General features: G+C 28.5%; 17 protein-coding genes. 10 read left to right on the top strand and 7 right to left on the bottom strand.

Annotated features, from left to right (window positions below):
- Positions 1 to 68 precede the first annotated feature (68 nt).
- Complete coding sequence (locus MC378_RS09370; RefSeq protein ID WP_242178500.1) at positions 69 to 419, top strand: response regulator; 351 nt, start codon at positions 69 to 71, stop codon at positions 417 to 419.
- A gap of 245 nt (positions 420 to 664) precedes the next feature.
- On the opposite strand, the gene MC378_RS09365 is transcribed toward MC378_RS09370, so the two are convergent.
- The 4 genes from MC378_RS09365 to MC378_RS09350 all read right to left on the bottom strand — a co-directional run bounded on the left by MC378_RS09365 (position 665) and on the right by MC378_RS09350 (position 3,203).
- On the bottom strand, positions 665 to 1,177 hold the full coding sequence (locus MC378_RS09365) for a hypothetical protein (protein ID WP_242178499.1): 513 nt from the start codon (positions 1,175 to 1,177) through the stop codon (positions 665 to 667).
- 55 nt (positions 1,178 to 1,232) lie between these two features.
- Complete coding sequence (locus tag MC378_RS09360) at positions 1,233 to 1,667, bottom strand: hypothetical protein (RefSeq protein ID WP_242178498.1); 435 nt, start codon at positions 1,665 to 1,667, stop codon at positions 1,233 to 1,235.
- A gap of 344 nt (positions 1,668 to 2,011) precedes the next feature.
- Positions 2,012 to 2,617, bottom strand: a complete 606-nt coding sequence (locus MC378_RS09355) for an NAD(P)/FAD-dependent oxidoreductase (RefSeq protein WP_242178497.1) — start codon at positions 2,615 to 2,617, stop codon at positions 2,012 to 2,014.
- A gap of 1 nt (position 2,618) precedes the next feature.
- The gene (locus tag MC378_RS09350) at positions 2,619 to 3,203 is read right to left on the bottom strand and encodes a MarC family protein (protein WP_242178496.1); all 585 of its coding nucleotides are present in this window, start codon (positions 3,201 to 3,203) and stop codon (positions 2,619 to 2,621) included.
- An 85-nt stretch (positions 3,204 to 3,288) separates the two neighbouring features.
- Here MC378_RS09350 and MC378_RS09345 point away from each other — a divergent pair, with 85 nt between their 5' ends.
- Complete coding sequence (locus MC378_RS09345) at positions 3,289 to 3,858, top strand: DUF3109 family protein (protein ID WP_242178648.1); 570 nt, start codon at positions 3,289 to 3,291, stop codon at positions 3,856 to 3,858.
- Here the strand turns inward: MC378_RS09345 and MC378_RS09340 are convergent.
- From MC378_RS09340 to MC378_RS09330, 3 genes are read right to left on the bottom strand one after another with little or no spacing between them, the layout of a single operon-like run.
- Positions 3,850 to 5,304, bottom strand: coding sequence for a sensor histidine kinase (locus tag MC378_RS09340; RefSeq protein ID WP_242178495.1), 1,455 nt, complete (start codon positions 5,302 to 5,304; stop codon positions 3,850 to 3,852). The genes MC378_RS09345 and MC378_RS09340 overlap by 9 nt on opposite strands.
- A gap of 1 nt (position 5,305) precedes the next feature.
- Positions 5,306 to 7,222: a tetratricopeptide repeat protein gene (locus MC378_RS09335; protein WP_242178494.1), complete on the bottom strand. Its 1,917-nt coding sequence runs from the start codon at positions 7,220 to 7,222 to the stop codon at positions 5,306 to 5,308.
- 20 nt (positions 7,223 to 7,242) lie between these two features.
- Positions 7,243 to 7,977 (bottom strand): LytR/AlgR family response regulator transcription factor, encoded by a 735-nt coding sequence (locus MC378_RS09330; protein ID WP_242178493.1) that lies wholly within the window; start codon positions 7,975 to 7,977, stop codon positions 7,243 to 7,245.
- A gap of 217 nt (positions 7,978 to 8,194) precedes the next feature.
- Here MC378_RS09330 and MC378_RS09325 point away from each other — a divergent pair, with 217 nt between their 5' ends.
- The 8 genes from MC378_RS09325 (at position 8,195) to MC378_RS09290 (ending at position 21,480) form a co-directional block, all read left to right on the top strand.
- Positions 8,195 to 11,272: an ELWxxDGT repeat protein gene (locus MC378_RS09325; RefSeq protein ID WP_242178492.1), complete on the top strand. Its 3,078-nt coding sequence runs from the start codon at positions 8,195 to 8,197 to the stop codon at positions 11,270 to 11,272.
- A 244-nt stretch (positions 11,273 to 11,516) separates the two neighbouring features.
- Positions 11,517 to 15,452, top strand: a complete 3,936-nt coding sequence (locus tag MC378_RS09320) for a T9SS type A sorting domain-containing protein (protein ID WP_242178491.1) — start codon at positions 11,517 to 11,519, stop codon at positions 15,450 to 15,452.
- Between the two features lie 141 nt (positions 15,453 to 15,593).
- On the top strand, positions 15,594 to 16,331 hold the full coding sequence (locus tag MC378_RS09315) for an energy transducer TonB (RefSeq protein ID WP_242178490.1): 738 nt from the start codon (positions 15,594 to 15,596) through the stop codon (positions 16,329 to 16,331).
- Between the two features lie 60 nt (positions 16,332 to 16,391).
- Positions 16,392 to 17,138 carry a deoxyribose-phosphate aldolase gene (deoC, locus tag MC378_RS09310; RefSeq protein WP_242178489.1) on the top strand — a complete coding sequence of 249 codons (747 nt, stop codon included), beginning with the start codon at positions 16,392 to 16,394 and terminating at the stop codon, positions 17,136 to 17,138.
- A gap of 2 nt (positions 17,139 to 17,140) precedes the next feature.
- Positions 17,141 to 17,713, top strand: coding sequence for an acyltransferase (locus tag MC378_RS09305; RefSeq protein WP_242178488.1), 573 nt, complete (start codon positions 17,141 to 17,143; stop codon positions 17,711 to 17,713).
- A gap of 1 nt (position 17,714) precedes the next feature.
- A complete protein-coding gene (locus MC378_RS09300) occupies positions 17,715 to 19,781 on the top strand; it encodes a gliding motility protein RemB (protein WP_242178487.1) in 2,067 nt (688 codons plus the stop codon).
- Positions 19,782 to 19,986: 205 nt separating this feature from the next.
- On the top strand, positions 19,987 to 20,889 hold the full coding sequence (gene cyoE / locus MC378_RS09295; RefSeq protein WP_242178486.1) for a heme o synthase: 903 nt from the start codon (positions 19,987 to 19,989) through the stop codon (positions 20,887 to 20,889).
- Positions 20,890 to 20,892: 3 nt separating this feature from the next.
- Positions 20,893 to 21,480: a cytochrome c oxidase subunit 3 gene (locus tag MC378_RS09290; RefSeq protein ID WP_242178485.1), complete on the top strand. Its 588-nt coding sequence runs from the start codon at positions 20,893 to 20,895 to the stop codon at positions 21,478 to 21,480.
- The last annotated feature ends 30 nt before the right edge of the window (positions 21,481 to 21,510 follow it).

The raw sequence follows: 21,510 nt of genomic DNA, 5'->3' as shown, positions 1-21,510 counted from the left end.
TAGGCGGAAAATACTTACCTTTAGGTATTATTTACACAATGATTTAACCTTTTATCTTAAATTCAATTTTGAATAACTTATTAATACTAGAGGACAACTCTTTTGTTCGAAATAATATATTTGATGCCATTAAAGATACTCGTAGTGTTGGAGAAATTCAACAAACAGAATCTTTAAAAGAAGCAATTTCTTTATTAGATGATACTAATTTTGAATTAATAATACTCGATATAAAATTACCAGACGGATATGGTATAGAGTTATTAAAGGTACTTAAAGAAAGACAAATAAAAACAAAAGTTTTTGTTTTTTCTATGAGTACAGAGCTTAAAAAAACATGTTTAAAATACGGAGCCGAAGCCTTTTTTGATAAAGCTAAAGACTTTAATAAATTGGTAGAAGCAATAAAAAAAGTATAATTAAACAATTCTATTTTAGATATTATCTAAGGATATAAAAACAAAAAAAGCTAAATGTTTTAAAACGTTTAGCTTTTTTTATAAAAAAATTAGGGGGAATTTTTAATAGATGATGCGGTCTGTTATAAGTAGTGTTAATGAAGCTTTAAGTCGGTGTGTAACATCGTCTAAGAACATTAAGATTACTACACTGTAAATATATTTAAGAAGGCAAAGCCAAACAATAAGCAATTTACTTAATTTTTCTAAAGGCTATATTTTAGGCCAAAAAAACCACTTATTATATTTCCATTTTTATGACTATACATCATCTTTAAATCTTTTCTCTGTGTAAGTTGCTGTGTAAAAATTAGCTTTAAGCGATTATTTATTTTATAATTGAGCTCTCCACTAATACTAAAACTATAAAAACCATCTTTTTCTCTATAGATTCTTCCAAAATCAATATAAGTAGCCACACCTATTTTTTTGTATACACTCTTAACAACATATCCTGCACCTAAAGCAAAACGCTTGTAGTTTTTTTTAACTAAGTCAGCATATTCTATAGAGATATAAGTTGATAAATAATTTTTTTTAAGTTTGTAAGTAGGGATCTCTATCTTAGATAAAAGATTAAGAGTTAAAGGTGCATTTCCTTTTTTATCGCCTACAGTAATTAATCTTACATCTTGTTGCAAAGAGATTTCTATGTTGTTTTGTCCGTAACTAGGAAGCACAAAAAGAAAACAACAAATAAGTAAAAATAATTTTTTCATAGCTTAGGGGAATTTTAATACTTATTTAGATACAACTTTTAATTGTATTTAAATTTTAGTTTAGTTTTTTCATTTTACCAGTCCAGCTTCTGCCACCTAAAGTCGATTCGTAAAAAATATAACCACGTTTAATTTTTGTGATTTTCATGTTTAATTTAGTACCATTACTAAAAGGAAAGTTGGGTAAATTAGAGTCTTCTATAGTCATATAACATTCGTCATTAGATGTCCATACCAAACTAGATTTAATAAAGTGTTTTTTATTATTAAAGTACTCTATATGTTCATTGTCTGTAAAGATTACTAAAACATCATTTCCATGATACTTATATGTGTAGGTTGTTTTTGTTAATAAAGGAACTATTGCGGAGCTTGTAGCTTCACTAGTAATATTGTTTGAGTAATTACTAGGAGTGTTCATTGCTAATTCTTGACCTTGGATTGAAAAAGCGATTATTGCAAGTGTAAAAAATAAATGTAATTTTTTCATAATAAATAATTTAAAACTTTCATAGAAATTGTTTTCTGCAAAAGTGGGGGTTAATAAATAATAACATTAAGTTTAATATTACTCTACAAACATATATAACTATTTAAGCTTGTTCAATAGGTAAAATCCTTAATCTGAGTAATTAAGGATAAAAAAAGTTTTTATAGTGAGTCTTTTTAGATGTTTTAGATAAGATTATAATTATAAAAATATCAATAAATAGATTAATGATAGTTGTGTTTTAGAAGGTGTCTCTTCTAAAAAAAAGAGTGATTGAAGTTTCTTGATAAAGAAGAAGGAAAGAGATACTTTAAAAGATATTGAATAAGTTACTGCAGTCTAATTTAAACCTTATCATGAACTTTAACATGGTTTCCATCATTCCAAAGTGTTAAAATATCTGTTGCAACAGAAGCGCCACTTCCGGCAGCAATTGCAAATTGACTTCTATGACCAGCAATTGTTCCGCAACAATACAATCCTTTTTTTATAAAATGATCTTTGTTCTTAAGTTGAATTCTATCTTTTGTTGGATTTGCTTTTTGATGTGGTTCAATAAAATGGTTTAAACCTTCAATTGTAAAAGGTTTTGAGTAATTTAAAGCAACAATTACAATTTTAGATTCATAAATACTTTTATTTGTAATTACTTTATAACCACTTTTACAATCATCAATAGAACAAACTTTTTCGTTTTCTATTTGAGAAATATGTGGATATAAGGTTGATAATTGTTCTTTTCCTTCAATTAAAATATCTTGTCCCAACGTTTTAGGAGATAAACCTAAAACGTTATTAAAAAGAGCGTTTTGTAAATGAGAAGATTTTTGATTTATTATTATGCCAATGTTTTTGTTTGATGCAAAAGATTTGTTTTTTGCAGATCCTAAAACCAACGCACATTGCATTGCAGAAACCCCTCCTCCAATTATTAAAACATCAAAATTCATATTAAACAAATAAGGCTTTAATATTATGAGCAAAAAGTTTTACAGCAATGGCTAATAAAATTACTCCAAATACTTTTCTAATAATTAGTATTCCGTTAGGTCCAATTAACCTTTCTATTTTAGACGATGTTTTTAATACAATATAAATTAATATTACGTTTAATAAAACCGCAGTAATAATGTTTTCTATATGAAATTCTGCACGTAAAGAAAGTAATGTTGTCAAACTTCCTGGTCCTGCAATTAAAGGAAAAGCAAGAGGGAAAACAGAAGCTGTAATTGCTCCACTATCTTCATTGTCTTTATATAATGTAATTCCTAAAATCATTTCTAAAGCAATAAAAAATAAAATAAAAGAACCGGCAACGGCAAAAGAATTTACATCAATGCCAATTAACCCTAATAAACTCTGTCCTAAAAACAAGAAAATAATCATAATAACACCTGCAATTAAAGATGCTTTTTCTGATTGAATATGACCCACTTTCTTTCGTAAATCAATAATAATAGGAATACTTCCAATAATATCTATTACTGCAAATAAAACCATAAAGGCAGTAAAAATTTCTTTAAAATTAAAATTCATAGTAGTCTATTTTATTTTGCAAAATTAGTCAACTAACTTTAGCAAAAGGTAAAATAATAAAAAAAAAATGCCCTATTTTTGCAATATGTTTCAACTAGGAAAAACAATAGTTTCAGAAGATATTATAGAAAAAGATTTTGTTTGTAATTTATCTGCCTGCAAAGGCGCTTGCTGTGTAGATGGCGAAGCGGGAGCACCTCTAGATAAAGAAGAGACAAAGATCTTGGAAGACATTTATCCGAAAGTAAAACCTTTTTTACGTAAAGAAGGAATAGAGGTCATTGAAAAAGAAGGAACTTGGGTTACTAGTGAATGGGGTGAATTAGAAACGCCTTTAATAAATGGCGCAGATTGTGCATACGTAATCTTTGATGAGAAAAACACTGCTCTTTGTGCCATTGAAGAAGCGTATAATCAAGGAGAAATTGATTGGAAAAAACCAGTTTCTTGCCATTTATATCCTATTAGAGTAAAAGATTATAGTGAGTTTTCTGCAGTTAATTATCATAAATGGGAAATTTGTGATGATGCTTGCTCTCTTGGAAAAGAACTACAAGTACCAATTTACAAATTTGTAAAACAAGCGTTAGTAAGAAAATTTGGACAAAATTGGTATGATGAATTAGAAAAAGTAGCAGAAAAACATTTAAAATAAAGGAATTTTTAAAATAACCTTTGTTCCTATAGCTTTTTTGTTTTTATCAAATAAGTCTTCATAAGTAATAGAAAAATCATTTTTTAAGGTTGTTACAAAATTTGTAAGCCTATCTTTTGTTAAGCTTATTCCTATAGATTTTCTTTTTATAGATTTTTCTAATTTTATTTTTGCAGATCTTTCTCTGCCAATTCCATTATCTTCTATGGTAATTTGAATGTGTGTTTTATCTTTTTTATTAATAGAAAGCATAATTTTTTTATCAGATTTTTTAGAAGATAATCCATGCCAAAGAGCATTTTCTAAAAAAGGTTGAAGCATTAATGGAGGTACTTTAATAGCCGTAAGATTAATATTTTCATCTACACTAATATTAAAATCTATTTCATTAGAAAAACGAATGTTTTCTATAGTCATATATAAATCCATTGTTTCTAATTCTTCTTGTAATGAAACTTCTTTTGAGGTTGATGCTTCTAAAATTTTTCTAATTAATTTCGAGAATTTATTTAAATAATGTGCTGCTATTTTAGATTCGTTATTTATAATATATAATTTAATAGAATTTAAGGCATTAAAAATAAAATGCGGATTCATTTGACTTAATAAACTCGTTAGCTTTAACTCGTTTATTTGATTTTCATACAAAGCTTCTATTTCTGCAAGTTTATGATCTTTTACTTTTTCTGACAATTTTTGATTTAGTTGGTCTTTTAGTTGCTCATTTTTTTGTAGCTCATTTATTAATTGACGATTATAATTGTCTCTTTCTTGTCTATAGATATGATATTTATAACCCAATCCAACAGAAAAAATAAGCGCTTCTAAAGAAATACCCACCATAAAAATGTGTATGGGTAGCATGTATTCTTCTATAAAAGAACCTCTGTTTATAGAAAAATATAAAGAAAGTAATGAAAAGGTTAGGTATGTGGTTAATCCAATAACATAAATTTTATTGAGTGGATTTTTAAACATGTATATTACATATAGAAAAGCACTTACTACACTTAGCGAAATTGGTGTATAAAAATAAATAAAAAACCTTTCTGTATAAGTGTTTTCTAAAAAGATAACATCTATTAAAAAGAAGGTAAGTGTTACTATAAATGTAATTTTTATGTAGTTTTTCATTATAGTAAACCATTTCTTACTTTTATTTTTTACATCTAGAAAAAGTAAAGAAAACCAAGTATAAACTAGCCAAAACCAGATTTGAATAATCCAATTAAAGGTTTTAAAAAAAGTAGAATAATGACTGGTTAAATAGTCTGAGGTTTTACTATTTGTTTTAGGAATTAAATAAATAGTAAGCAACAATAAATAAAATGCGTAAACTACAAAACTCTTATCTTTTGTAAAAAAGTAAGTGCTTGTATGGTATGCAATTAAAATAAAAAGCATTCCTTGAAGCCAAATAGAAAAGTCTTGAAAAATAATTTCCATTTTATTTTAGAGGTATTTTTAAGGCAACTTTGGTTCCCCTAGATGTTTTATCGTCATTAATTAAATCATTAAAAACTAAAGAAAAGGGGTTTTTAAAATCTTTGATAAAGTTATGCAAGCGTTCTTTAGTTAATTTGATACCAATAGATTTTCTATTAATAAATTTATTAGATTTTATTTTTGCAGATGCTTTTCTACCAATTCCATTGTCTTCGATATTTATTTCAATAAAATCTTTAGAAGGTTTAAAAACAGATAAAGTTATTTTTTTATCACCTTTTTTAGAGGATAACCCATGCCATAAAGCATTTTCTAAAAATGGTTGTAACACTAATGGAGGTACATTTATGGTAGATAAATCTAAAGTATTATCTACATTTATTTCAAAATTTATTTCATTAGAAAAACGAATATTTTCTATGTTCATATACAAATCCATGGTTTCTAACTCTTCTTGTAACGAAACTTCTTTTAAGGTTGAAGATTCTAAAATTTTTCTTACCAGTTTAGAGAATTTGTTTAAGTAATGAACGGCGTTTTTTTGTTCGTTATTTATGATGTAATGCTTAATAGAATTTAAGGCATTAAAAATAAAATGTGGATTCATTTGCGTACGCAAAACATCTTGTTCTAATGTCAAAATTCTTTTTTCCTTTTTTAATAAACGTTGTCTATATAAGAAATACAAAACAGCTATAAATAATGTTAGGGTTACTATAATAATAATCCAAATATTTCTATTTTTTATAAGCTTTAGTTGAGTAATTTCGTTCTGTTTTGCAAGATTTTTTATTTCATTGTCTTGTCGTTCACTATCGTACTTTATAATTAAATCGTTAACATATTGAATAGTTCTTTCGTTAGAAATAGTGTTTTCAAAGTTTTCGGAAATCTTATAATATTTTAAAGCACTTTTATAGTCTTTTTTACTTTGATATAACTCAGAAAAATGGCTATAAGCATAAGACAAAGCCGAAGAAAAATTGTGTTTTTTAGCAATTTTTAATCCTTTATTTAAATTTGTTTCTGCCTCAGAAAATTGATTTAATCTAGATTGCGCCCATCCTAAACTTAAATACTCATAAGCTAAGTATTCTATGTTCCCCATTTTTTCTGCTGTTTCTATATTTTCTTTAATAAGGTTGATGGCTTTTTGAGGTTTACCTTGTTTTATGTAAAGATTAGCAATACTACTTTTACAAATTATTTGTCCGTAAGTATTTTTAAGTTTATTATTTAAGTTTAAAGATTTTTTAAAGTAATCTAAGGCTTCTTCTGTTTTTCCTTGAGCATCTTTTGCATAGCCAATGTTTTGGTAATTAATAGCCAACCCCAATTTGTTATTTATACTTCTTTCTATTTCTTGAGATTTCTTAAACCGCTCTATAGCTAAGCTGTATTGTTTTAAAAGTAAATAAATATTACCCATACTGTTTAAAGAAACAGCAATACTTCTGCGCAATCCTAAACTTGGATTATCTACAGTTTCTGCTAATTTTAAAGCTTCGTAATTATAATCTAACGCGGTTCTGTTTGCATCTATTTTTCTGTAATCTACACCTAACATATTTAAACTAAAAACTTTAAACTCTATACTATTAGCTTTTTTGGCAGTTTCTAGTGCTTGTTTATGAATCGTAATTGCTTTTTGATAGTGAGAAAAGTTTCTGTATTGAATTCCTAAAAGGTTTTCCACATAGGTTTTTCCGTCTAAATAATTGTTTTCTTTAAAGATTGTAATTAAGCCTTTTAGTTTGGTGGTATCTCTTCTAAAAGGACGTAAGAATTTATTAATACCTTTATATGTAATTGGCTTTGTTTTAAGAACGCTATCTATTTGTATAGTAAATTCAGGTTTGTTTTTCTGTGCATTTACAGAAAAAATAATCGAAAAAAAAAGGATTAAAAATTTTACCATAAAAGGCGAATGATTCTGGGTTAAAGCTTTTCTAAAAATTCGGATTTTCGCTGTCTAGAAACAGGTATTTTAGTGTTGTTTTCTAAAATTACATACCCATCAGATTTTAAAAACTCTTTTATTTTATTTAAATTGATAATGTAAGAATTGTGTATTCTAAAAAAATGATCTGTTGGAAGTAATTCATCAATTTCTTTGAGTTTTTTTGTGATTACAATTTTTTTGTTATCAGAAAGATATAAGGTAGAATAATTTCCGTCTGAAGCAACATGAAAAATATCTTTTGGTTCTAAAAACACCAATTTACCATCAGTATTAATTGTTATTTTTTTATGATTTAATTTGTTGTTAAACTGTAATAAAATTTCTTCAAATTTATCAGAGTTAAAACCTTTAGAAATATATTTTTTAATTTTAGAAATAGTCTCTCTTAAATCATCCGTATCAATAGGCTTTAATAAATAATCTATAGCTTCTTTTTTTAAAGCAGTAATTGCGTATTCGTTATAAGCGGTAGTAATTACTACAGCAAAATCTTTTTTATCTAGCTTTTCTAAAAATTGAAACCCATCCATAGTTGGCATTTCTATGTCTAAAAATAGGCAATCTATTTGAGATGATTTTAAATAAGGTATTGCTTTTTCGGGTTCTGTAAATGTTGCAACAACTTCTAATTCATCTTTAAAGTTAGATAATTCCCAAGTTAAACCTTGTACAGCTTTAGGTTCATCATCTATAATTACAGCTTTAATCATTATTCATCAATTTTCTCAAAGTTAAAACATATTTCTAAAATATACTTTATTGATGTATAAACGACCTGTTTTTAAGCATAAAAAGGGTTTTATTGATGATAATTGGAGAAATACACCCTAAAAACAGGTTATACAGAATTTTGAACCAGCTATACAATTTTTCTTTTTTTGAGTTGATAGTTGCCTAATATTTGTGTAATAATTAAAATTTAGAAAAATGAAAAAAATTACATTAATCACTAGTTTAATGCTGTTTATTTCTGTCAGCATTTCATCCCAAATTACCTTGGTAAAAGATATTCTTCAAACAGATGGAGATGCTTGGGTTTTTAGTCTATTAGATGGAGGTAGTTATACCGTTTTTATGTATAACGGTAATGGAGGTTCCGAAATTTGGGCATCAAATGGCACTGAAGCGGGCACAAAAAATATAGGAGGAAATATTCCAGATATTTTTAATATGCACGAGAAGTCTATCGTTTTTAACAATGAATTGTATTTTGTACTTGAAACTGGAGATACTGGAGCAGAAGTGTTTAAAACAGATGGTACCGAAGCAGGAACAACTATTGTTAAAGATATAAACACAAATCCAAATTCTGGATCAAATCCAGATAATTTTATTATTTTTAATAATGAACTTTATTTTACTGCGGATGCTGATTGGTTTGGGACGAAACTATGGAAAACAGATGGTACCGAAGCGGGTACAACTATTGTAAACAATGATGTGAAATATCCTAGCAATTTAACTGTTTTTAATGATAACTTGTATTTTTTAGGTGAAGATGAGAATTTTGATTCAGAACTATGGAAAACCGACGGTACGGAAGCTGGAACAGAAATGCTGAAAAATATTTCTCCTGTAGGAAGTAGTTCTCCACATGATTTTATTGTTTTTAATAACGAATTATTTTTTGCTGCTTATACAGATACATCAGGAGAAGAGTTATGGAAAACCGACGGTACCGAAGCAGGTACCGTAATGCTTAAAGAAATTAACAATGGAGATTTAGGAAGTGATATTGGTAATTTAATTATTAATAACAACTCTTTAATGTTTTCAGCAAATGACAATATAAATGGTAGAGAGTTGTGGAAAACAGATGGAACTGAAGCAGGTACTGTAATGGTTAAAAATATCTCTACAGGAGATGCTTCAACAATATTTAACAACTTTATTCCTTTTGATGCAACAACGACTTTTTTTCTAGCTAATACAGAAGATTTTGGAGTAGAACTATGGAAAACCGATGGCACCGAAGCAGGTACTATTCTTGTAAAAGATATAAACCCAGGAGTAGAATCTGGAATTTCTGAATTCTCTAGTATTGATCCTATTGTACAAAATGGAATTATGTATTTTTCTGGAAATGATGGCGTTAATGGATTTGAATTATGGAAAACTGATGGTACCGAAGTTGGTACACTTATGATAAAAGATATAAATTCTGATAATACTATAGATAATGGTAGAGGTGTGATACATGGCTTCTCTCTCTTGAATAATAAAGTTGTTTTTGAAGCTTTTAGTACGGATACTAATAGAGAGTTATGGCAAACAGATGGTACCGAAGCAGGTACTGTTATAATTAAAGACATGAATCCAGGGAGAGGTTGGGGAACAAGTATGGAAGGAGCGGTTGTTATAAATAACACATTAATTTTTAATGGAAGTAATGGCATTAATGGATTTGAATTATGGAAAACAGACGGAACAGAAGCTGGTACCGTTATGTTGAAAAATTTAAATGGAATACCAAACGGAAGTAATCCTTCAAATTTTGCAGTAGCTTTAGATAGATTATATATACAGGCAGATAGTACAAATTTTGGAAGCTCTAGATTATTCGCTACTGACGGTATAACTTCAGATTGGGTTATAGATAATGATAATGGACCAATAATAGGACCAAAAGCAATAACAGAATATAAAGATAAAGCATATTTTGTTTCAACAGATTTTTCAGAAGATTATGGAATTTTTTATACAGATTTAGAAAATAGTAAAGAGTTTGTAACAAAAATAAACCCTGGAGGTTTTGCAAATATTTCTTCATTTTTTCATTATGAAAATACAAACGAATTATTTTTTGCTGCAGATGATGGAGTAAACGGTAAAGAATTATGGAAAACAGATGGTACAGATGTAGGAACTGTTTTAGTAAAAGATATAGAACCAGGTGAAAATGATAGCTCTCCTTCTGATTTTTTCGAATTTAATAATAATCTGTACTTTATGACTACAAAAGCAACTTCTTCGTTTCCTAGAAGCTATAAAAAAACGCTTTGGAAAACAGATGGTACAGAAGCAGGTACAATTCTTGTTAAAGAGTTTGATTTTTATGGAAATAATTATCCTCCATATTTTACAGAATATAAAAGCAAGCTATATTTTACTGTTTTCGATAATTCTACAGGAGCCATTCACCTTTGGAGAACAGATGGTACAGAAGCAGGTACAGAAGCAGCATATGTTGGGTTTGATTATCCTAATAATATGATAGTGATTAATGATGAAATGTTTTTAGCGGCAACAAATGGAGAAGAAGGACAGGAAATGTGGAAATATGATGGTGAAAATGCAGAAATTTTTAAAGCATTTTATGAAGGAGCTTCTACTGGATATGCTCCATTTACAAATTTTAGAAAATTAGTAAATGGTAATTTATACTTTACTGTTTATGAAGAGGGATCAGTAAAATCTCTTTGGAAATCTGATGGAACAGACGAAGGAACAGTAAAACTACTAGACAATTTTTCATATGTAAATGATTTGGCCATGGCAGGAGATATTTTATACTTATCCTTAAATAATGATGCAAATGGTACAGAGTTATGGAAAACTGATGGTACAGAAGCAGGTACTGTTTTGGTGCAAGACCTATATCCGGGCGAAGATAGTTTTGGTTTTAAAAATAGTAGTAACCCTTCAAATTTAACTGCACTAGGAAATGATTTATATTTTTCTGCAAATACTTTAGAATACGGACTGGAGCTATTTAAATTAGAAAATGCAGTTTTAAATGTAGAAAACCAAACATTATTAAATTTAGATTTAAAAGTAAATGTTTACCCAAATCCAGCATCAACGACTGTTACTATTTCGTCATTAAATAATGATAAAATTCAAAAAATAGAAGTTTATAATATAATGGGAAAGAGAGTTCTTTTAAAAGCTTCAGAAGATGAAAATAACAAAACATTAGATGTGTCTAGATTATCATCGGGCATTTATATAATTAAAGCGAACATTAATAATACATCAGTTTCAAAAAAGTTGATTATCAAATAAGAAAAGGAAAAGTAGTATTTCATCACAATTATTAGGTTTTAGTGGTAATATTTTTAATTGTGTAAACAGCATCAATTTTATTGATGCTGTTTTTTTTGATTTTCTCAATGTTGCAATGATTTCTTAATTATTTTAAAAACAATTTACACATAATTTATGACCAACTATACAATATCTCTTTTTTAAGGCTAATGATTGTTTAATGTTTGTGGGATAAAAATTATACGCTACTAAAACATTTGTTATGAAATTAAAATTACTTTTATTATTAACCCTTTTTTATAGTTTTTTTTTAAAAGCTCAGATAGACGATACTCAAACATGGGAAGTCTTTTATCCAGGAGTAAAACTCACCTATCACATTAATGCATGTGCTAATAACGAATCTGAACCCAATACCGAAGAATATTTTTGGTGTGATGGTCCAGACAGAGTAACTACAGAAAGTTTTGGATTAACACATGGAAATGTTATTTCTTCTCATGAGTTTACTTTTAATAATGATAACTATACTGTATTTACAACAGAAAAAGGAATTTCTATATATAATATTAGTCAAAAAAAGTGGCGTAATATTCCGTTTGTTGCATTTAACGATGATAATGTATACGCTACTTTTTATGGAGCAATAGACGATGGAAATGGAAATATTATTTTTCACGGAGCAAGTAAAGGCACGCAAAAATATAGTTTAACAAACAATACTATTACACAAATTAGTGATCAAAACCGAGGCTTTAATCAATTTAAAAAAAATGAAAACGAAGGTGCTTTTAAAAATAGCGTATGGGCAATTTCAGGTAGTAGTTTAATGAAGTATCATAATGGCGTTTACGAGGAATATGATAGCCAAGATTTAGGGATTGCATCTAATATTTTTATTAGTGGGATTGATATTGGTCAAGACAATAAAATTTATTTAGCAGTAGATAATGAAGGGATTTTAATTTTTAATCCTGTAAATGGCAATGTGTCAATAATTACCGAAGCAGATGGTTTACCATCAAATTTTTTACAAGATTTAGATTTTGATAATGATGGATACTTATGGATTGCGTACCGAACTGCTTCTAAAGGCGGGGTATCTAAATGGGATATTACTAACAATACTTTTGAAAATTTTGAACACACTATTGGCAATAGCACTGTTAGATTTAACAGAATAGAAGTTGTAGGTAACAAAATTTGGCTTACTGCAAGACAAGAGTCTAATGATTTAATAGGCGTTTATAACCTAACTTTTGAAAGCAATAACACACCAGTTTGGCAACATTATGACCAAGCTTTTTTTCAACAAAAAGGTTTTATAGATTATTTTTATATTTTTGGTTATCAAGCGGGAGTATATGATTTAGCTTCTTATGGAGACAAGTTATACATGTCGGTAATAGGAGGCGGAACAGTTGTTTATGAAAATGGAGAATGGCAACATTATAGTCCATTAAAAAACAATATTCCAACGGGAAACAATAGAAGAATAGGTTTTTTAAAACAAGATAAAACAGGAGGAGTTGTATTTAGTACTTTTACATCTAATTCAGGGAAAGATATTTTAGTAGCCTCTAAACTAAAAAATGATATAATTGAAAATCAACCAATAGGAAAAGGTGTAACACATATTGGTGGTTTTGAAGAAAAAGGACAAATAGATGAAAATGGTAATGTGTATGGAAGATACCTTATCAATAATAACGGAAGTTATGAAGATCGATTTTCAGCACTAAATTACCCAGTCTTTAATAATTTATTAGAAAATTATTCGCTTCGATCAGGCGATAAGTTTGCTGTAGAAGGCTTTAATAGATGGTATTTTGATGAAAATGGAGGAAGATTAACCAATTTAGATACTAATGTTAGTTATACTTCTAATAATTCTAATTTTGATTTTGGCTCAAGTTCATTAGTCTTTTTAACAGAAGCGCCAGACGAGCGTATATGGTCTATATCATCAGCATCACAATCTGAAAGTATTAAGTGGTACGATCCTGTTACAGATACAAATGGAGTATTAGCTTTAGCAAACTTAAATTATAATTCGCATTCTGAAATTGGAAACATCGAACAATTGCTTTTTGGAACGAACACTAGTGAGTTATGGCTAATAGGTAAAAATGGTGTCATTTTCCTAAAAAATGAAGTAGAAACTCACAAGCTTTTAAAGGCAGATTATCCAACTTTAAACACTATTAATGACGCTAAAATAGATGCTGATAATAATCTATATGTTTTAAGCTCTAACGGTTTATTAAAAATTTCAGACATACAAAACGCTACACCTACAACTAAAGAATTTTATTACCCAACAACAACTAATGGTCCAAATTTGGCGAATTTTAGTAAACTTACTATAGATAATCAAGGAAACAAATGGTTGGCTTCTACAGGTACTTATCTCTCTAAATTATTAAAATTTAAAGAGGTAAATGATACTGGAGGTATTGTTAATGCCGCTACAACAAGTAGTTTAAGAGGTAAAGCATCAGGAAAAATATTTGTTGACATTAATGAAAACGGAACTTACGAAGAGGCTACAGATGTTATTGTGCCTAATCAGGCTTTAAATATTAAAAAGGGCAGTTCTTCTTTTATTGTTTATTCAGATAATCAAGGGAATTTTTCATTTCCTATTTATATAGCAAATCAAACTTACGAAATTGCACTAACTTCAACAGATGGTTTTTCTTATACACCTAAGAGAGTTTATAAAGTAGACGTAACCAATTTAGATGCAGATTATAGTAATAATAATATTGATTTAAAAAACGAAGATTTAAAAAGTCTGTATGTAAAAGGTTCTACAAAAGAAGGCGCTTGGGGCTTTGTAAGAGATGGTTTTGATAATAGGTTTGTAACATCAGTAGGCAACTTATCTCGTTCTAAAATATTTAACAATGTTAAACTTCGTTACGAATTTATCAATACAAATGAGAATAATGCAAATTATAATGTTAATTCAATTGCATCTATTACGCTACATAGATTAAAAAATAACCAAAGTAATAATCATATTATTAATAAAATTAATATTGATCCAGGTAAAAGTCAGTTTTGGAAAGTAAATTTAGAAAGTAATAATTATACTATTTCTACCGATATTAATCCTGTTTTTACAGAAAGTAACACAGAAAGAAGTAAAATTATTGAGATAGAATTAGGAAATATAGATCCTTTTGAAGCTATTGTTTTAGAGGTGAAAACAGGTGTTTTTGATCCAACTGCTATTGGAGATAATATTCAATTTGGTCCAACAGCCATTTCTTCTTCTAGTTGGGAAAATCCTTCGAACGGAAATAATCCTAATTTATCAGATTGGATTGATGTTACTCCAGAAAGTAATGACAACCGGCTAGGAGACGATGAAGATTTTTCTCCATATGAAGAACCAGAAGACATTTATTTAGATGAAGATGATGTTTATAGAGACGAAAAAGAATTGTTTTTCGATGGCCCTTATTTTAGTCCAATTTTTAGTTCATATGATCCAAATGACAAATTAGTAACCCCAGGTGTTCCAGGAAAACTTAATGAAGTAGATATTGATAGAAAATGGTTAACCTACACTATTCGTTTTCAAAATAATGGAAATTTTTCTGCCAAAGATATTTACGTATTAGATACTATTGATGATAATTTTGATAAAAATTCTTTCAAGTTTTTAGAAAGCAGTCATAACGTTAAAATATCTGAAGTTGGAGACGAAACAAAAAGCATAAAAAAATTCTTATTTCAAGACATCTATTTACCAGATAGCTTATCTAGCCCCATAGAAAGTCAAGGTTATTTTAAATACAAAATAAAGGCAAAAAAAACCATTACTGAAAACACGATTGTAGAAAACACTGCTTATATTTATTTTGATCAAAACCCTTACATTGTAACTAATACAACTCAAAATAAATTTAAAACACCAGCTACAGCTAGCCTAAATCAAATTACAGATAAAGAAAATCTTTTTCTTTATCCAAATCCAGCAAATTCAAAAATAGCTGTTTCATTAAAAGAAACCCAACAAATTCAAAAAGTAGATCTATATAATATTATGGGTCAAATAGTAGTAGAAAAAAGTGTTGATAATTTAACTTTTGTAGAAATAGATATCTCTAAATTATCTAAAGGAATTTACTTTGTTAAAGTTTTTTCTAAAGGAAAGACAGTATCAAAAAAACTGATAATAAAATAGAAAGAGAGAGTAGTTTATCACAATTATTAGGTTTTAATGTTTATATTTTAATTGTGTAAACAGCATCAATTTTATTGATGCTGTTTTTTTTGGCATATTATTTGTTTTAACATAGTCTTAACATTTAAAAATTTTCTAATTATGAAAGACTTAAAAAAACTACCAACCAAACAATTAGAAAAATTCTCTAACATTTTTATGCAGTTAGGGTTAGTATTAGTGCTCTTTATAGTTTACCTAACTTTAGAACACCAAACCGAAGAGAAAACTTTTGCTCTCAAAGAGCCTGTGGTTTCTGAAAGAATCTATATGGAACCCGATGAAGTAATCGTTTTTGTGAAAGAACCCAAGGTAGAGCCTAAGATAGAATTGCCAAAGCAAAATCCGTTTATTTTAGATCAAGTCAAAAAAGGAGATAATGATATTGTAGAAATTTCTGTAATTGATGAACCAATAGAGGATCCAAAAATAATAGATATTGATGCTGTTATAGAAATTGTAGAAAAACCAATTATAGAAGAAGATGTTCCTTTTGTTAATATAGAAGATGCTCCTGTTTTTAAAGGTTGTGAAGGATTGTCTAGAGAGGAAAATAAAATTTGTTTTGATAAAAAAATGAAACAATTTGTACAACGAAATTTTGATGCTGAACTCGGAAATGAATTAGGTTTAAATACTGGAATCTATAAAATTCAAACACAATTTATCATTGATAAAGAAGGCAATGTAATTGATGTTAAAATTAGAGCACCACATGTTAGGTTAAAAAAAGAAACCCAAAATTTAATAGAAAAGCTCCCAAAATTTACACCAGGAAAACAAAGGGCTATCCCTGTTAAAGTTCGATATACACTGCCTATTTCTTTTAGAGTAGATTAAAATAAAAACCCAACCAATTAGGTTGGGTTTTTTAATATAAGATTTTAGTATTTTTACAAAATGGAAATAAATCAATTTTTAGACGCTACGTATTTAAAAACAGCGGTTCAAGCAAATCTTACAGAGGAAGAAAATCAACAAAAAGTTGTCGATTTAATAAATGAGTCGATTTTGTATAATTATAAGTTGATTATGATTCGCTCTAAATATATAACCCTTGCAAAAAAAATGCTTAGTAAAGCAAAATCTAAAGTTTTAGTAGGTACTGTAATTGGCTTTCACGAAGGTACATCAAGTATAAAAGAAAAATTAGAAGAAGCAAAAAAAGCAATTAATTTAGGTGCAGACGAACTAGATTTTGTAATAAATTATGTTGCTTTTAAACAAGGACAAATAGACCTTGTAAAAGAAGAGGTTTTTGCCTGTACAAAACTCTGTTTAGAAAACAAGAAAATTACAAAATGGATAATTGAAGTTGCTGCCCTAACAAATGAAGAAATAATTGTAATTTCACAACTTATTAAAGAAGTTGTTTTTAGTTCTTTTGGAGAAGAAAACGCGGATAAGGTTTTTGTAAAATCTTCTACAGGCTTCTTTAAAACAGAAGATAATTCTCCAAATGGTGCAACCTTTGAAGCAATGAAGTTAATTGCAGCAAATGCAAAACCATTAAAAATTAAAGCAGCTGGTGGTGTTAGGGATTATGGAACAGCTTTAAAAATGATTGCATTAGGTGTAGACAGAATAGGGACATCATCTTCTAAAGAAATAATAAATAAAAGTAAACCCTCAAATTCAAGTTATTAATTTTGAAAAACTATTTTGCACATGAAACGGCTGTCATAGATAAAAACTGCAGTATTGGAGAGGGTACAAAGATTTGGCATTTCAGTCATGTTATGTCTAATTGTGTTATTGGTAAGCAATGCAATATTGGTCAGAATGTAGTAGTTTCTCCGCAAGTAACTTTAGGGAAAAACGTGAAAGTGCAAAACAACGTTTCTATTTATACAGGAGTTATTTGTGAAGACGATGTTTTTTTAGGTCCGTCTATGGTATTTACAAATGTGATGAACCCTAGGAGTGCTATTAAAAGACAAGACGAGTATAAACAAACCGTTGTAAAAAAGGGAGCAAGTATTGGTGCAAATGCCACGATTGTTTGTGGAAATGATATAGGGGAGTATGCTTTTGTTGGCGCAGGCGCAGTCGTAACTAAAGAAGTTTTACCATTTGCCTTAGTTGTTGGCAATCCATCAAAACAAATAGGTTGGGTTAGTGAATATGGACATAGGCTAAATTTTGATGAAAACGGTTTTGCGACTTGTAAAGAAAGTAAACAAAAATATCAATTAAAGAATAATACTGTAAAAAAAATATAGAATGATAAGAAAATACATATTACTAATTTTATTGTTTCCTGCAGTGTTATTAGCACAAAAAGAAAGATATCCAATTTTTGATGTTTGTAAAGGAAACGAAATATCATCTATAAAAGATTGTTTTTATCAAACAACAAAAAAACATTTTTTTGCAGAATTCAAAACACCACCAATAGTAGAAAACGAAAACTTTAAAGGAACTGTAAATGCTGTTTTTGTGGTAACAGTAGAAGGCGATTTTAAATTGATTTACATAAACACACCTTATCAAGAAATAAAAACAGAAATAGAAAGAGCGTTTAAAATATTTCCAAGAATAACTCCTGCATGGTACAATAACCATTCTATAGAAATGAAATTTGTTTTGCCAATTACTTTTCCAATTGATAAAAATGCAACAGAAAATAAAATTAGACCACAAAATGATAAGCTTAAAGAAGATTTATTTGAAGTTGTAGAAAAAACAAGAATAGCAGATTCATCTTTTTTAGAACATAACAGTCAATTAAATATTCCTTTTACACATCAAAGATATGTAGATTATGAATTTGCTTTACATAAGCAAAAAGGAACACATACGGCATCAAAACCTTATTTGTATAGTGAAATAGGTAAATATTATAATTTAACAGAAGAAAAGAAAAAATTCTTAAAGCCTATGGCAAAAACTTGGGTAGGAAATAAGATATGGAACGAACATCTTTTACAAGTTAAAAAGAAAGATTATTGGTTTACATTAGATTTCTTATTAGATGTACAATTAGGAAAAGATAATTCAAACCAAACGTATACATATAATAATTCTAGAATTATGAGTGTAAATGGAGGTTTTGGAGATAAACTCTCTTATTCTGCTACAATTTATGAAAGCCAAGGTAGATTTGCAGAATATGTTAACAGTTTTATTTCAAACCCATCACTAACGACTAGGCCTAAAAACTCTGAAGGATTGGTTCCTGGAAGAGGAAAAGCTAAAGGATTTAAAACAGATGCTTACGATTACCCAGTAGCAGAAGGTTACATTTCGTATACACCAAATAAGTTTATGCAATTTCAGTTTGGAAGTGGTAAAAACTTTATTGGTGATGGTTATCGTTCTTTTATCCTTTCTGATGTTTCATCTCCAACAACATATTTAAAAATGAAGATAGATTTTTGGAAAGTACAATACACCAATATTTGGATGTGGAATACAGAACCCTCAATATCTTCTGCTTCTAACCCTAATGAGCATGCTAGAAAATATGTTGCAGCTCATTATTTAAGTTTAAATCTTACAGATAGATTAAATATAGGTTTTTTTGAAACAGCCATTTCTACTGGAGAAAATGGTTTTGATGCAGGTTTTCTTAATCCAATAATGTTTTATAGAACTGTTGAATTTAATAGAGGAGAAGACGCAGGAAATGCAATTATAGGTTTAACAGGAAAATATAAACTAAATGATAATGTTTCTTTATACTCTCAATTAATTATTGATGAATTTTCTGTAGGAAATTTAAGTGATTTAGGGAAATGGGAAAATAAATTTGCTTATCAGTTAGGGGCAAAATACTTTAATGCTTTTAATGTTGATCATCTTTTTTTACAATTAGAATACAATTATGCAAGACCTTATACATTTGCTCATAAATCTCCAATATTAAATTACGGAAATTATAGTCAACCTTTAGGACATCTTTGGGGAGCAAATTTTTGGGAAGCAATTGCAATAGCTAGGTATAAAAAAGATAGATGGAGTGGTAGTGCTAAATTAATTTTAGGAAAAAAAGGGTTTGATTATCAAGATCAAACGGTAAGTTATGGTGGAGATATTTATCAATCTTACGAAGCTCGTTTTGGAGATACAGGCAACGAATTGGCACAAGGAAATACAGCAAATATACTTATAGCAGAATTACAAGGAAATTATTTGTTAAACCCATCAAACAATTTAAGTCTTTTTGCGGGACTTTCTTACAGGAATTTTACACCAGAAGTCTCTTTAGCAGGTTACCCTGCAGGTAGTACTGTTTGGTTTTCTGCGGGTATAAAAGCAGACTTATTTAATACTTATTTAGATTTTTAATTTTTTAAAGAATTTTAGAGAAGAATATAAATATTTATATATATTTGTATGTGGTTTTTTATAAACCACACTTTTTCTTTTTCATAGCAATTTTCCCACTCAATTTTTTGAGTGGGTTTTTTTATTACAGATATTAAACAAAAGCTATTAAAACTTATGGTAAAGTCATATTTATAAAATATCTTTGCAGTTGAATTGTGATACAATGAATTCAATAGTTATTACAGACAATAAAACTTCTATGCAAACGCTAATTTCAGATTTTAAACAACTTACTAAAGTTGGTTTATCTTTAAGTGTTGTGTTTTCTTCTGTTGCAGGTTATTTATTAGCGGTAGATGTTGTAAACTATACAACATTAATTCTCTTGGCTATTGGAGGGTTTTTAATGGTAGGTGCTTCAAATGCATATAATCAAATTATAGAAAGAGATACAGACGCCATTATGTTGCGTACACAAAACAGACCACTGCCAACAGGTAGAATGTCTGTAGGAGTGGCTTTAACAATTGCTATTTTGTTTACTATTGTAGGGCTTTCAATTTTGTACACGATCAATCCAAAGACAGCTTTATTTGGCGCTATTTCAATTTTTTTATATACAAGTGCTTATACTCCTTTAAAATCGGTTACGCCTTTAGCAGTTTTTGTTGGAGCAATTCCTGGAGCAATTCCTTTTATGTTAGGTTGGGTAGCAGCTACAAATCAATTTGGAATAGAAGCTGGTATGCTTTTTATGATTCAGTTTTTTTGGCAGTTTCCACACTTTTGGGCAATTGGTTGGCTGCAATATGAAGAATATAAAAAAGCAGGGTTTAACATGTTACCAATGAATACTAAAGATAAAGGAGCGGTAAAACAAATCATTTTTTATACAATAATTATGATTTTAGTTTCTATTGCACCAGTTCTTAAAGTTTCAGGAACATTTTATATCAGTCCAATTACAGCTGTAATTATTGCTCTTTTAGGAGGAATAATGTTGTTTTATGGAATAAAATTACACAAGAGCGAACAAAATACAGATGCTAGAAAACTAATGTTATCTAGTGTTTTATATATCACTGTTGTGCAAATTATATATGTAGTAGATAAATTTTTACATTAAAAAATGGTAAACGAACAAACGGTACAAGAAGAACTAACTGTTGCAAAAAAGAAATCAGCAAAACCAATGCTATGGATTTCTATGATTAGTATGGTTATGTTTTTTGCAGGTTTAACAAGTGCTTATGTTATCAGCATGAAAAGAGATGATTGGGTTTCTTTTGATTTGCCAAGCGCATTTTATACAAGTACAATTTTAATTATTATTAGCAGTATTACTTTATTTTTATCACAAAGGTTTTTAAAACAGAGTAAAAGACAATTATCATTAATATTTGTTGTTGCTACTTTATTATTAGGAATTGGTTTTGTTTGGCAACAATATGTGGGCTTTAATCAATTAAAGAGTGTAGGTTTGTTTTTTACAGGGCCTGAAAGCACCGTGTCAACATCATTTATAATAGGAATTACATTTATGCACGTTTTGCACTTGCTAGCGGGTATGATTGTTCTTTTAGTCGTTATTTATAATCATTTTAAATATAAATATAAATCAGAAGATATGCTTGGGTTTGAACTAGGTGCAATCTTCTGGCACTTTGTAGATATACTATGGATTTATCTATTTTTCTTTTTCTATTTTATCAAGTGATAGAAAATGATTAATTTTGGCAAACTAATT

Source organism: Polaribacter marinus (assembly GCF_022662535.1).
GTDB classification, from domain to species: domain Bacteria; phylum Bacteroidota; class Bacteroidia; order Flavobacteriales; family Flavobacteriaceae; genus Polaribacter; species Polaribacter marinus.
The sequence above is the reverse complement of the archived record's forward strand: the minus strand, read 5'-3'. Positions and strand labels throughout refer to the sequence as shown.

What these genes read in the sequence shown, in the direction of transcription:
- MC378_RS09365 (WP_242178499.1), bottom strand. Translation starts at nt 1,177, where the DNA reads ATGAAAAAATTATTTTTACTTATTTGTTGTTTTCTTTTTGTGCTTCCT.
- MC378_RS09360 (WP_242178498.1), bottom strand. Translation starts at nt 1,667, where the DNA reads ATGAAAAAATTACATTTATTTTTTACACTTGCAATAATCGCTTTTTCA.
- MC378_RS09355 (WP_242178497.1), bottom strand. Translation starts at nt 2,617, where the DNA reads ATGAATTTTGATGTTTTAATAATTGGAGGAGGGGTTTCTGCAATGCAA.
- MC378_RS09350 (WP_242178496.1), bottom strand. Translation starts at nt 3,203, where the DNA reads ATGAATTTTAATTTTAAAGAAATTTTTACTGCCTTTATGGTTTTATTT.
- MC378_RS09345 (WP_242178648.1), top strand. Translation starts at nt 3,289, where the DNA reads ATGTTTCAACTAGGAAAAACAATAGTTTCAGAAGATATTATAGAAAAA.
- MC378_RS09340 (WP_242178495.1), bottom strand. Translation starts at nt 5,304, where the DNA reads ATGGAAATTATTTTTCAAGACTTTTCTATTTGGCTTCAAGGAATGCTT.
- MC378_RS09335 (WP_242178494.1), bottom strand. Translation starts at nt 7,222, where the DNA reads ATGGTAAAATTTTTAATCCTTTTTTTTTCGATTATTTTTTCTGTAAAT.
- MC378_RS09330 (WP_242178493.1), bottom strand. Translation starts at nt 7,977, where the DNA reads ATGATTAAAGCTGTAATTATAGATGATGAACCTAAAGCTGTACAAGGT.
- MC378_RS09325 (WP_242178492.1), top strand. Translation starts at nt 8,195, where the DNA reads ATGAAAAAAATTACATTAATCACTAGTTTAATGCTGTTTATTTCTGTC.
- MC378_RS09320 (WP_242178491.1), top strand. Translation starts at nt 11,517, where the DNA reads ATGAAATTAAAATTACTTTTATTATTAACCCTTTTTTATAGTTTTTTT.
- MC378_RS09315 (WP_242178490.1), top strand. Translation starts at nt 15,594, where the DNA reads ATGAAAGACTTAAAAAAACTACCAACCAAACAATTAGAAAAATTCTCT.
- deoC (WP_242178489.1), top strand. Translation starts at nt 16,392, where the DNA reads ATGGAAATAAATCAATTTTTAGACGCTACGTATTTAAAAACAGCGGTT.
- MC378_RS09300 (WP_242178487.1), top strand. Translation starts at nt 17,715, where the DNA reads ATGATAAGAAAATACATATTACTAATTTTATTGTTTCCTGCAGTGTTA.
- cyoE (WP_242178486.1), top strand. Translation starts at nt 19,987, where the DNA reads ATGAATTCAATAGTTATTACAGACAATAAAACTTCTATGCAAACGCTA.
- MC378_RS09290 (WP_242178485.1), top strand. Translation starts at nt 20,893, where the DNA reads ATGGTAAACGAACAAACGGTACAAGAAGAACTAACTGTTGCAAAAAAG.